We start from the raw sequence: 13,252 nt of genomic DNA, 5'->3' as shown, positions 1-13,252 counted from the left end.
AGTCGCGTGACCGGGTTCGCCTCCGGTGGCGCGGCAAGTCAACACACTGGCCGATGCGGTCTGGCTTGCCTTAATGAACGAGACTCGTGGCTGTGCGCACAACGCGTACGCCACGGGTCTTTTTTGTTACTCCCCCAAGAGGTACACGCGGGCCCGCCCGCAGAGAGGGAGCCAGACTATGGGACTCGCAGAGCTTGTGTTGCTCGCTATCGGCCTTTCGATGGACGCCTTTGCCGTATCCATCTGCAAGGGCCTTGGCATGAAGAAGATCAACCTTAAGGTCGCCGTGGTGCTCGGCCTGTTCTTTGGCGGCTTCCAGGCCGGCATGCCCGTAATCGGATGGGCGCTCGGCAGTCAATTCATGAGCATCATCGGACCCATCGACCATTGGATCGCCTTTATCCTTTTGGCCTTTATCGGCGGCAAAATGCTGTGGGAGGCCTTTACCGAAGACGAGGATGAGGACGAGAGCGACGGCAAGGATGCCGAAAAGATTAACCTGGGTGAGTACCTGATTCTGGCTATCGCCACCTCAATCGACGCCCTGGCCGTGGGCATCTCATTTGCTGCGCTCTCGGTTGACATCGTTCCCGCTGTATCGCTTATCGGAGTCACAACGTTTATCTTCTCCGTCGCCGGCGTAGCGATCGGCCACACCTTTGGCGAGCGCTACGAAAAACCCGCCACCATCGTGGGCGGCGTCGTGCTCATCCTTATTGGGCTTAAGATTTTGCTTGAGCATCTGGGGATTTTGGCGCTGTAACGCCAAACACAATCGCTCAAAACTCAACGCCAGCACAAGGCCTCATGCAGAGTTTTGCATGAGGCCTTTTCATGCAGACTTTTGCATGTCATACTGATATGCAAAAGCCTGCACGTTAGGAGATCGCCGTGGATATCCTTCCCATCACCACACCGCGCCAAGCTGGCATCTACGTGCGTCAGGCACGCGAGACTCAGGGTCTCACCCGTGCCGCCCTCGCCAAAAAGGCCGGTGTTTCGGAGCGTCTGCTCGCATCGCTCGAGCTAGGAGACGCCATCGGCATTCGGCTCGACAAGCTGCTGGCAGTTTTCGGTGCTCTTGGACTGGCGCTCGCCGCTCAAGGGGATATCGACGAATCGAAAAACGAGCAACCAGTCGACGCCCCGCATGCTGATTTGCAACCTCGTAGTACCCCCAGGCGCCATCACGCTCAACGTTTTCACCATCGCAACCGTCGCAGCGCAGCCGTTCCGGCTCTCGCAGATGTCCCCTTTACGTCCGAGCTCTACGACAGGGCCTTCGCCGATTTCGCCATGTCCAATCTCGGAGTCTCGATTGCCGCAAACGCATCTAACCAAACCAAGCCCGAAGGGAAATAGCCAATGGCCAGAACATCACTTCGGACCATTATTTGCGGCGTACCTGCGGGAACGCTCACGCAAGATGAGAACGGTCTTATCAGCTTTACCTACGATCATGACTATGACGGGCCAACCCTATCGACCAACATACCCGTATCAAATCGCACATACGGCCAACAGGTCATGAATCCGTACTTGTTTGGCCTTCTACCCGACAGCGAGGACCAACGAAAAGCGATTGCCGCCGAATTCAACGTTAGGCCCAACAATCCCGTTGCGTTGCTCAGCCATATCGGACTCGACTGTCCGGGCGGAGTGCAGTTTTGTGCCGAAGAAGATGCCGACGCCGTCCTGCATCGCGCTGGCGACTACCGCCCTATAGACGACCACGAAATTGCTCTCCGTCTCAAGTCGATCAGAGATGACCGCGATGCATCGTGGATGGGTCTAGATGAAAGTTGGTCACTTGGAGGCAACCAGGGCAAGTTCGCGCTCGCGTTCATAAACGGCCGCTGGTGCGAATGCATGGGCTCCTCGCCCACAACGCATATTTTCAAAAATGGCGTTATCGGATTTAAACTCGAGGCTCTCAATGAGTTTGTCTGCATGAAAAGCGCCCAGCGCGCCGGTATCGCAACGGCAAACGTCGAATATCGTATGTTTGAGGACGAACCTGCCCTCATTGTTGAGCGCTATGACCGCGTGAAAGTCGAAGACGGAATGATCAGGCGCCTACATCAAGAAGACCTCTGTCAGGCACTTGGGGTGATGCCTGCCCAAAAGTACACAGCAGACGGCGGCCCGACCACCCGCGACATTCAAGAGCTCCTCGTAAATACGAGCCACCATCAACTTAACCTGTATCTGTTTACGCAGATACTGTTCTTTAACGCCATCACCGGCGCACCGGATGCGCATGCGAAAAACTATTCCCTGCTCCTTGGAAACGACGGCGCAGCCATGATGGCTCGTATGTACGATGTCGCATCGGGCTTGGCGTATGAGCGCATGCGCCGCCGGGCGCGCCTTGCCATGAGCGTTGGCGGCGAAAATCGTGTGGGGCGCATCGGTCCAGGCGCTATCCGCCGATACCACGGTATGGGCGACCCCGTGCTGGAGGCGGCGCTTACCGATGCCGGGCTATCCGAGAAGTTTTGCTTTGCGACCATGATGGACCTCGCCTACGAAGTGCCCATTTGCATGGAAGAGGTCATGGACGAATACGCCGATCTGCCCGGCATGGCGGACCTGCGCGAGCATATGCTCGGCCCCGTCCGCGAAAACTGCCAGCGCACCCTCGACCTCATCAAGGCAGAAATGGACTAGGTGGCCTTAATTTCGCAATTATCAAACAAAAGAGAGGGGACACCCGTCGCAAAAGCTCGGATGTCCCCTCTCGTAATGTCATTTGCAATCCGCTAGCACGTGGCTCGAACTGCTGCTAGCGCAACCTTTACGCAGCGAGGCGCTTGAGGACGTCGATGAGCAGCTCGTAGAAGCGCTCGGCAGAAGCAAGCTCCATGCTCTCGTCCGGAGTGTGGACATCGGAGAGCGTCGGGCCCACGGCGATGGCGTCCAGGCCGTGCAGGGCCTCGGCAAACAGGCCGCACTCAAGGCCGGCGTGAATGGACTCGATGCGCAGCTCGGAGCCAAAGAGCTCGCGATAGCTCTCGACAAAGACGTCGCGGACCGGCGAATGCTCGGCATAGCTCCAGCCGGGATACTCGAACTCAAACTTGGCGTCGAAGCCCAGGACATCGGCAAGCGTCTGCAGGCGGTCCTTGAACTCGTTCTGCAGCGAGGTGATCGAGGAGCGCGGGGACAGCATGATCTTGACCTCGTCGTCAGAAGTGGCAACCACACCGATGTTGGAGGAAACCTCGACAGAACCGTCGGTGGCAACGTTGCGGCGAATCACGCCGTTAGGGGCAAGACGCAGGGCGCGGATGAGGGCAAGCGCGGACTTCTGGTCCATGGCCTCGACCTCGGCGTCATCGGCAATCTCGACGGTGCAAGTAAAGCCGGGGTCGAAGACCTCGAGCTCGGCAGTGACGTCGGCGATGATGCCCTTTGCAATCTGGGCCGCGACCTCGGCGGCAGCGTGGTCGGCGTAGACCAGAACAGCCTTGCACTCACGGTTGATGGCGTTGTCCTTAGTGCCGCCGTTAAAGCTGACGATGGCGGGCTCGCCAGCGACCATCAGGCGGTCGATGATGCGGGCCATGATGAGGTTGCCGTTGCCGCGCTCCAGGTTGATATCGCTGCCGGAGTGACCGCCCAGCAGGCCGGAGATGTCGAGCGTGAGGGTACTACCGGTCTTGTGCTCGCGCACGATGGGGCAGGTGTAGGTAACGACGACGCCGCCGGCGCAGCTGACGGTGGCAACGCCCTCTTCCTCGGAGTCAAGGTTAATCATGGTGCGGGCACTAATCTGGGACTTGTCGAGCGTCTCGGCGCCGACCAGGCCGGTCTCCTCGTCGGTGGTGAATACGCACTCGAGGGCGGGATGGACAATCGAATCATCGTTGAGCACGGTAAGCATAAGCGCGACGGCAATGCCGTTGTCGGCACCCAGGGTGGTGCCGTTGGCGGTAAGGACACCATCCTTGACGACCAGGTCGATACCATCGGTCGTAAAGTCGTGCTCGACGGAGCCCAACTTGTCACACACCATGTCGATATGGCCCTGCAGCATTACGGTCGGGGCATTCTCGGCACCGGCAGATGCGGGCTTGCGAATGATGACGTTGTAGACCTCGTCCTGGTACACGTCGAGGCCGCGCTCCTTGGCAAACGCGACCAGGAAATCGCTGATGCCCTTCTCGTTGCCAGACCCACGGGGGATCGCGCTGACCTCCTCAAAGAAATGGAACAGCTGGGCGGGCTCGTAGCCGGTAATCTTGTAGTCCATGGTGCCTCCTTGGCGCAACTGGTTAGACAGTAAGACATGCGACTTGTATATTCCCAGACTTTGCGTGCATAAACCAGTCGAAAACGCCGAGCGCCCTCGCATCATCGGCTAACGGTGGACCGTATAGCGCAACGGTCACAACTTCCGCAGCTCTACAAATCGAGGCGCCCTTTCCGGAGCGCCTCGATTGCGCGTATCAAATTGTCGCCACGCCCTACAGCGCGCCGGAACCGGCTTGCATCATGCCGCCGGGGCCCGAGGTCACGCCGCCGCTCACGGGCGAGGCGTTGCCGGTGTGCGGTGCCGCCGGGACGGTATCGCCACCGAGTGTGCCCGCCGGACGCGGTGCCGGGATCTCGCCCGTGCCGTGGCTAAAGACAAACTTGCCGTCGACCACGTCGCACAGGACGGTATCGCCCTCGCCCCACTCGCCGGCCAGAAGCTCCTCGGACAGCGGGTCCTCGATGAGCTTTTGGATGGCACGACGCAGCGGACGCGCGCCGTTGGTGAGGTCGGTGCCCTCGGCCACAATCTTGTCGTAGGCCGCATCGGTAAGCTTGATGTTCATGCCGTTGGCAATCAAACGCTGACGCAGGTCGTCCACCAGCAGGTGAGCGATCTTGGTCAGGTTCTCGCCCGAGAGCTTCTGGAACACCACAATATCGTCGATACGGTTGAGCAGCTCGGGACGGAACAGGCGCTTGAGCTCGCCCATCGCACGACCCTTGATCTCGCTCGACGTGAGACCCTGCTCACCGGTGGTGCCAAAACCGACGCTCGCATCCTGCGCAATCTCGCGGGCGCCCACGTTGGACGTCATGATGATCACGGTATTGCGGAAGTCGACCGTCTTGCCCTGGCTATCGGTCAGGCGGCCCTCCTCCAGCACCTGCAACAAAATGTTAAAGATGTCGGGGTGCGCCTTCTCGATCTCGTCGAACAGCACGACCGAGTACGGATGACGGCGAACGGCCTTGGTGAGCTGACCGCCCTCGTCGTGGCCCACGTAACCCGGAGGGCTACCGATGAGCTTGGAGACCTCGAACTCGCTGCCGAACTCCGACATGTCGAAGCTGATGAGCGCGTCCTTGCTGCCAAAGAGGTACTCGGCGAGCGTCTTGGCGAGCTCGGTCTTGCCTGTGCCGGTGGGACCCAGGAAGATAAAGCTGCCGCCGGGACGACGCGGGTCCTTGAGCGGCGAGCGGCTGCGGCGCACGGCCTTGGCGACGGCCTCGACTGCCTCATCCTGGCCGATGATGCGCGTCTTGAGCACGCTTTCGGTCTGCAGCAGACGCCGGCTCTCGCTCTCGGTGAGCGAGGAAACCGGCACGCCAGAGGTCACGGACACGATGTCGGCAATCTGACTCACGTCGATGGTGAGCGGGCTGGCGTCGAGCTCGGCGGTCCAGGCGGCCTTGGCTTCGGCGAGTTCAATCTCGGCGGCCTTCTGCTGCTCGGTAATCTCGGCGGCCTTGTTCATGTCGTCGCTCTCGGTGGCCTCCTGCGCGGCGGCCTTGAGCTCCTCGATGCGATGCTCAGCCTCGCGCACCGGCTCGGGCGCGCGATTCGCGGCGATGCGAGCGCGGGCACCGGCCTCGTCGATGAGGTCGATGGCCTTATCGGGCAGGAAGCGATCCTGGATGTAGCGGTTGGAAAGGTTCGCGGCGGCCTCGATAGCACCCTGCGTATAGCGCACATGGTGGTGCTCCTCGTAACGCGGCTTGAGCGCGGTCAGGATCTTGACCGTGTCCTCAACGCTCGGCTCCTCGACATCAATGGTCTGGAAGCGACGCTCGAAGGCCGGGTCCTTGGTGAGGTACTTGCGGAACTCCTCGGCCGTGGTAGCGCCAATAATCTGGAAGGCACCGCGCGCAAGCACGGGCTTGAGCATGGAGCTCGCGTCGATGGAGCCCTCGGCAGAGCCGGCACCGATGATGGTATGCATCTCGTCGATAAACAAGATAACGTCGTCAGCTTCGGTGGCCTCCTGGATCACGTTCTTGAGGCGCTCCTCAAACTCGCCGCGATACTTGGCGCCCGCGACCAGACCCGGCAGGTCGAGTGTCCAGATATTCTGGTTCATAAGGTTCTCGGGTACGTTGCCGGCGGCGATCTGCTGGGCCAGGCCCTCGACGATGGCCGTCTTGCCCACGCCGGGGTCACCCAAGATAAGCGGGTTGTTCTTGGTGCGGCGCGAAAGGATCTCCATCATGCGCTGGACTTCCTTTTCGCGACCAATTACAGGGTCGAGCTCGCCGTCGCGCGCCTTCTGCGTGAGGTTAGTCGCAAACTGCTTGAGCGTGTCGGTGCCGCTCCCCTTTTGCTGAGAGCCATCCGAGCCGCTAAAGAACGGCAGACCCGCACCGGGACGGCCGGCGCCGGCGCCGGCGAGCGGACGCTTCTTTTCCTGGTCCTTGGCGGTGAGTTTCTCGATAGCCTTTTTGATGGAGGCGGACGACACACCCAGGCGCATGAGGATGTCCATGGCCATGCCGTTGCCCTCTTCGACGATACCGATCAGCAAGTGCTCGGTCGACACGTAGGTCTGGTTGTTCTCGCGCGCCACGCGGAATGAACGCTCCATCACGCTAATGACGAGCGGCGTAAAGGCGAGCTTGGCCGCCTCGGTCTCCTCACTGGGCTCGGGAACCGTGGTCTGGACCTCTTTGAGAGTATCCATGATGTCATCATAGGAGATGTCGAGCGAACGCAGCGCCTCGGCGGCAATGCCCTCGTCCTCCTTGGCAAGCGCGAGCAGCAGGTGCTCGGTGCCCACCTTATTTGAATGAAGATCGAGCGCTTCTTGCTTGGCCATGGACATGACCTTACGCGCACGATCGGTAAAACGGTCTAACATGCTAGTTCCTCTTAGACGAGCTAGTTTTTTCAAACGCAAAGCGCCGCCCCGCGGCAGCGCTTTGGTCTCTTTACCCATATGGAGTATATGTTAACAGCTGGAGGAATATCTATAAACCCGGCTCACATGAATGCAGGTTATGACCGCATCGCGGGACTCACCGCGCGATGCGCGACGGGCGCCCCGCAAGAGAAACCCTAGACGTCTTTCACCACGTCGGGACTCGTCGCACGCGATGCGCGATAGGCATCGGCCTCCTTGGAGACGCGTTCGAGCAGCTCGGATGTATCGACGCCCTCGACTTGCGCGACCGTTTCAACCGTCTGCATGGCGACCGCCCTCAGGTACGCGCACGCGCTGTCCCCCAGCTGCTCGAGGTCTATCTCCTCGCCGCCCTCCCGGGCAAAGCCGACCGCCATCACAAAGCCCATGATGCCCGAGACCAGAAAGCCCACCGCAAAGCTCGAATCTGCCTTGAGCTCTTCTCCGTCGGGGTGGACGATCTCTCTCACGCGGTCGATGATGATCGTATGGATGCCCTGCACGACCTGCTCGGCGGCACCCGCCCTCATGGTGATGACGATGCGCCGCAGCAGGCAGCGGACGTCGCGCCGGTCGAACGCCGAAAGGTCGCCCTCGCTCGAAAAATGCCAGAGGGCATCGGTGATAAGCTCGTTATCCTGCAGCAGCTGGGTCATGGCGATGGCGACGAGTTCATCGAAATCGTGAAAATAGTAGTAAAACGTTCCGCGATTGCACTGGGCGGCGCGGGTCACCTCGCCAACCGACAGCTCGAAGATGCTGTTGTTCTCGATGAGCTCCCAAAACGCCTCGATGATACGGGTGCGCGCATCGGGCGCATCGGCGTCCTTACGCGGTCTCGCCATGCGCCTCACCGCACCCCTGCGCCTTGGCGTTCATGATGAGCATCTGAAGACGGTTCTCCACGTTGGCGAAGCTCACGTCGGGATCGTAGTCGAGCGGCAGGAACTGCGCCGTGGGATACTGCTCCTTGAGCGCATGGATGAGCCCGCGCCCCACGACATGGTTGGGCAGACACCCGAACGGCTGCAGGATCACGAAGTTGCGGCAGCCGCGCTTGGCGTGCTCGAGGATCTCCGCCGGAATCAGCACGCCCTCGCCCGCATCGAACGTATGGTGCAGGATCTTATCGCTCGCGCGCACGAGCTCGGGCATGCGCGTCGGCGGCTCGTAGAGCGGGCTCGCCGCGCCCAGGCGGTCGCAACGGTCGTGCGCGAGCTCGAACAGGTTGTCCGCCGTGGCGTACCAGGCCTTTTCGGGCAGCGACAGGTCGACGTGGAACTCGCGCGACTGCGCATGCTTGTAGAAATAGGTCTTGCGGATCACGTCGGTCATGCGCGCCTCGATGACCTCGAGCCCGTTGTCCTCGAGGTAGCGCTCGATCTCGTGGTTGGCGCCGAGATGGAAATTGAGCAGGTACTCGCCCACGATGAGAACGGTCGGATGCGGGTTCGAGCGGTCGTACGGAACGGCGTCCATGATCGCAAGCGCGCGTTTGAAGCCCGTCGCCTGGCCTCTCAGCCCGGAGCGCTCCATGCCCTCGATAACCTCATCGAGCGCGCGGTCGAACGCAGCGTCCGCCGCGCCCTTCTCGAGCTCGTAGGGACGGATGCGCCTAAGCATGGCCTCGAGGGCATCGATCATGGGAAGACCGTAGGCGATCTGGATGCTCGGGCCAAGGCCGAGCTTGAAGCCCGGATGCGCATTGTGGGCATCGACGTCGTCGTTGGTGAGCACCGGGACATAGTCGTATCCCGCGTCGTCGAGCGCGCGGCGCAGCAGGGGCATGTAGTGCGTCAGGCGGCAGTCGCCGATATACTTGCCAGTCACCACGGCGACGTCGTGCGGGTCGTACTTACCGCTCTTGAGTGCCGCGAGCGCCTCGCCGATCACGATTTGCGCGGGGAAGCAGATGTCGTTGTGCACATAGCGTTTGCCCAGGCGGATGGCATCCTCGCGCCCGATATCAAGGGCCTCGGCGCGCACGCCCTGATTGCGCATCGCCGCGGTCATGAGCCTGCAGAACGCATGGGAGGTGTTGGGGACCAGCGCGATCTTGTCGTGCCGGTCGCGCTTGGTGTACTTGACCTTATACGGGTCGTCGAGCGGATGGACCGCGTGCACCCGGGCGCCCTCGGCACGCTCCTCCGCGCGACGACGGTTGACCGACTCGATAAACGAACGCACGCGAATGCCCATGGGACCGGCGACGTCGCTCTCATCGAGCTTGATCATCATCGGAACCTTGGAGCCCATCTCGCCCATCATGCGCGCGATCTCGTCGGTGAGATACGCATCGTGGCCGCAGCCGAAGCTGCCCATCTGCACGAGCTCGAGCTCGGGCGTCGATGCGACGATGACCGCGCACGACAGCATGCGCGCATGGTAGTTGTTCACGATGTCGATGCGGCTGTTGGAAAGATCGACGTTGCAGACCCCCGGCACCGCATCGGGCGTCAGCACGGGGATGCCGCGCTCAGAGAAGAGCTTGGGCAGCCCGTGGTTGACCAGCGGGTCGTTGTGGTACGGGCGCGAAGCGATCACCACCGCGTAGCCGCCGTCCTCGCGCACGTTCTCGAGCACCTGCCTGCCGCGCAGCTGCAGCTGGTTCTCAAACGTCTGCTGCGCGCGGTCCGCCTGCTCGGTCGCCTTGGCAACCAGGTCGGCATCGATATCGAAGGTCTCCTTGCACCACGCCTTGAGCTGGCGGTTTCGGTCGCCCTCGTCGTACCAGTGGAACAGCGGCGTATCGAACGGAACGCCGAAACGCTCCTCCGGGTTATCGGAATTGCGCATCACGTAGGGGTATCCCTTTACGACGGCGCACATCCACTCGCTGGTAGAGGCGGTGTTTTCGGTGGGCACCGTCGTGATGATGGGCATGAAGATGCGGTCGACGCCGGCGTCGACGAGATTGCGGATGTGCCCGTGGACGAGCTTGGCCGGGAAGCACACGGTGTCGGATGTGACGTGCGCCAGACCGCGCTCGTACATCGCCTTGGTGCTGCGTCCCGAGACGCGCACCTTAAAGCCGAGCGTGCTGAAGAACGTCGACCAGAACGGCATGGTGTCCCAGAACTCGAGCACACGGGGAATGCCGATCGTGACATCGCGCCCCCCGCAGACGGGAACCGTGGGGTACGGCTCGAACAGCAGCTTCTCGCGGTCGACAAAGAGATTGGGGGCAGCCGCGGTCCGGTCGCGCCCCGTGCCGGGTGCCTGTGCCTCGCAAGCACCCTGCGGACGCAGCTCCTCCGCCGCGGGAACCTCGCGCACGAGCTCATCCCATGAGATGGCGCCGCCGCGCGGGCAGCGATTGCCCGTGACGTAAAGCGAGCCGTCGCCAAATGCCACGACCGCGCGCTGGCAGCGGTTGTTGCACCGACGGCAGGTAACGCCGCCGAACTCGCGATGCTCGAAGCGCTCCACGGCATCGAGCCCGATAAACGACGTGCCGGCGTCGCCCTTGCAGCATTCCTCGCGCGCGAGCAGGGCGATACCGATAGCGCCCATCAGCCCCGGGTGGGGCGCACGCGTGACGGGTTTGCCCAGATACTGCTCGAATGCGCGCAGCACCGCGTCGTTTCGGAACGTGCCGCCCTGGACGACGACTTTGTCGCCCAGACGGTTGAGATTTGAAACGCGAATGACCTTGGTGAACACGTTCTCGATAATCGAACGGCAGAGACCGGCCATGATGTCGCCCGGACCCTTACCGCGCCGCTGCTCGGAAACGACGCTGCTGTTCATGAACACCGTGCAGCGGCTGCCGAGAACGGCGGGGGCTTTGGACGAAAATGCCTCGGTCGCGATATCCTCAACGGCTATTCCGAGGTTTTTGGCAAAACCCTCGAGGAACGAGCCGCAGCCCGCAGAGCACGCCTCGTTGACGACGATATCGGTCAGCACGCCGTGGTTGAGCCAGATGGCCTTCATATCCTGTCCGCCGATGTCGAGCACGAAGGTCGCATCGGGAACGCATACGCACGCGGCGCGGGCGTGCGCGACCGTCTCGACCGTATGGTAGTCGGCGTGGAACGCGCGCGCGAAAAGCTCCTCGCCGTATCCCGTGGTGCCCACGGCATCGATCGCAAGCGTGACTCCCGCTGTCTCCCAGCGGTTCTTCAAGCTGACAAGACCCTGTTGGGCGACGTCGAGCGGTCTGCCGTTATTAGACGCGTAGAACGAATCGACAAGCTCACCCGCCTCATCGACCAGGGCGAACTTGGTCGTCGTGCTCCCCGAATCGATACCGAGCGCCACACGCACCGTCTCTCCGGGCGCATACGCATCCGGACCCTTTGCCGGCATCTCTTTGCCATGGCGTGCCGTAAAATCCGCCTGCTCGGCAGGTGTGGCAAAAAAGGGCTGGGCAAGACGTCCCTCCCCGCTTGCGGGCGCGACCGTCTCGAGCTTATCCAGCCGGACAAAAGCGTCGGGAAGGTCGATCGGTTGGGACGATGCGAACATGTCGGTCAGCGACAGGGCGGCACCGCGCGCGACCATGATCTGCGGATCGCGCGGGACGATAACCTGATCGTCCGATAGATTCAGTTGCTCTCGGAACACGCGGACCAGTGTGGGGTTGTAGGCGAGCGTACCGCCCTCGAAGATTACCGGTGGCTCGATGTCGATACCCTGGGCCAGACCGCCGATCGTTTGGCGGGCGACCGCGTGAAGCGCCGAAAGCGCCAGGTCGGTGGTAGGAATGCCCTCGTTGAGCAGCGGCTGGATATCGGTCTTTGCGTACACGCCGCAGCGGCCCGAGACCTCGTGGACGGTCGTTCCCCGGCTTGCGAGCTGCTCGAACTCGCCCGATTCGGTGCCGACCCCCATGAGCTTTGCCATCTCGTCGATAAATGCACCGGTACCGCCTGCGCACGAGCCGTTCATGCGCATGTCGGCAACCTCGATGTCTCCCTTATCGTTGGTGCGGAAGAAGATCATCTTGGCGTCTTGGCCGCCCAGCTCGATGGCGCAGCGCGTCTGCGGATAGAACCTGCTGATCGCGAGCGCGTTGGCGACCACCTCCTGAACGTACGAGGCGCCCAGCGCGGTCGCGATATCGCGCGCACCCGAGCCGGTCACCGCAACGCGCAGTGACTCATGGGGAAAGCGCTCGGCGAGCTCGCCGAGCATGGCGCGCACGCTCGCTGTCTGACACGCCCCGTGGCGGCGATATCCCCACCACGCCTCGGTCATATCCTCGTGCATCGCGTAAACTTTGGTCGTCGTCGACCCTACGTCCAATCCTACTAGCAACGCCATAATGCTCCGTCTCTCGCATTTTTCCCGCTAGAGATATACCACTCTACGTAATGCAACAGACTGTTGTATTTAAACTCCGTATAAAAAGCGGCTGCCGAAACGCTTCAGCAGCCGCCGAATGCACCAACAGATTGTTCTGCGCGCTAGCACGTCGGGCAACGGAGCAGCACGGGCCCTCCGGTCATGCGCACCGCTCACGCCCGCGATGTCGCCGAGAGAGCTATCCACGCTTAGGGCTCCAACCAAGCAAGTCGCCCGCGCTCAGCAGATCCCTAAGCGAGCTACTCGCACTCAGGAGCCATAGCCTGCTCCAAGAGCTCGGCATGCTCCTCCTCGAAAACCGTCCCCACAGGGAAGGCGCGACGGAAGACGAAGTGGGAAATCGGACCGGCTACCAAAAGGTTCCACGGCAGCGCCATCACAAAATTATGCGGGATGTTGATCATCCAGATTGCGGGCACGGAATACAGGTTCGCAAGGATGCCGCCGGGCATGTGCGTCAGACCCCCGCAGGCACCGTACAGCGACATGATGATAACCATGGGAACGACCATGCAGGAGCTGACGGCGAGCGTCATGGCAAGCGGCGAGCTCTTGCCCGGCGTGACCAAGTACTTAAAGGCGAAACCCTTGGCGAGCGGGCTGGCGACGAACCAGTCGCAGCACATGGCAAAAATGTAGGCAACGGGGAAGCCGAGCCACGCAGCGGCAACGACCTCGCCGTTGATGGCCCCGTGCTGCAGGGCAACGTTGTAGATGCTCATCCAGAGCACCATGCAAAAGCACATGATAAAGGTGAACAGCAGGCTCTCTCGTTTGTTGATAGGCAT

The 13,252-nt window shown here is 61.6% G+C and carries 8 protein-coding genes; 3 read left to right on the top strand and 5 right to left on the bottom strand.

Translation table 11 applies throughout. The features are described from left to right. Positions 1 to 178: 178 nt before the first annotated feature. The 3 genes from AAAX35_RS08395 (at position 179) to AAAX35_RS08385 (ending at position 2,670) form a co-directional block, all read left to right on the top strand. Positions 179 to 763, top strand: coding sequence for a manganese efflux pump MntP family protein (locus AAAX35_RS08395; protein WP_349117320.1), 585 nt, complete (start codon positions 179 to 181; stop codon positions 761 to 763). Between the two features lie 128 nt (positions 764 to 891). Further along, on the top strand, positions 892 to 1,362 hold the full coding sequence (locus AAAX35_RS08390; protein WP_349117319.1) for a helix-turn-helix domain-containing protein: 471 nt from the start codon (positions 892 to 894) through the stop codon (positions 1,360 to 1,362). 3 nt (positions 1,363 to 1,365) lie between these two features. Further along, positions 1,366 to 2,670: a type II toxin-antitoxin system HipA family toxin gene (locus tag AAAX35_RS08385; RefSeq protein WP_349117318.1), complete on the top strand. Its 1,305-nt coding sequence runs from the start codon at positions 1,366 to 1,368 to the stop codon at positions 2,668 to 2,670. A gap of 127 nt (positions 2,671 to 2,797) precedes the next feature. Here AAAX35_RS08385 and AAAX35_RS08380 read toward each other — a convergent pair whose 3' ends face one another. The 5 genes from AAAX35_RS08380 to AAAX35_RS08360 all read right to left on the bottom strand — a co-directional run bounded on the left by AAAX35_RS08380 (position 2,798) and on the right by AAAX35_RS08360 (position 13,252). Beyond that, positions 2,798 to 4,255 (bottom strand): aminoacyl-histidine dipeptidase, encoded by a 1,458-nt coding sequence (locus AAAX35_RS08380; RefSeq protein ID WP_349117317.1) that lies wholly within the window; start codon positions 4,253 to 4,255, stop codon positions 2,798 to 2,800. 214 nt (positions 4,256 to 4,469) lie between these two features. Then, complete coding sequence (locus AAAX35_RS08375; RefSeq protein ID WP_349117316.1) at positions 4,470 to 7,112, bottom strand: ATP-dependent Clp protease ATP-binding subunit; 2,643 nt, start codon at positions 7,110 to 7,112, stop codon at positions 4,470 to 4,472. 197 nt (positions 7,113 to 7,309) lie between these two features. Then, complete coding sequence (locus AAAX35_RS08370; protein ID WP_138339585.1) at positions 7,310 to 7,999, bottom strand: TetR/AcrR family transcriptional regulator; 690 nt, start codon at positions 7,997 to 7,999, stop codon at positions 7,310 to 7,312. Further along, a complete protein-coding gene (locus tag AAAX35_RS08365) occupies positions 7,983 to 12,422 on the bottom strand; it encodes an acyl-CoA dehydratase activase (protein ID WP_349117315.1) in 4,440 nt (1,479 codons plus the stop codon). The genes AAAX35_RS08370 and AAAX35_RS08365 overlap by 17 nt, the downstream gene beginning before the upstream one ends. Positions 12,423 to 12,703: 281 nt before the next feature. Continuing rightward, a complete protein-coding gene (locus AAAX35_RS08360; protein WP_349117314.1) occupies positions 12,704 to 13,252 on the bottom strand; it encodes a DUF2798 domain-containing protein in 549 nt (182 codons plus the stop codon).

The sequence above is a fragment of the Collinsella sp. CLA-ER-H11 genome (assembly GCF_040092445.1).
Taxonomy (GTDB): domain Bacteria; phylum Actinomycetota; class Coriobacteriia; order Coriobacteriales; family Coriobacteriaceae; genus Collinsella.
This window is presented reverse-complemented; position numbering and strand designations above follow the sequence as displayed.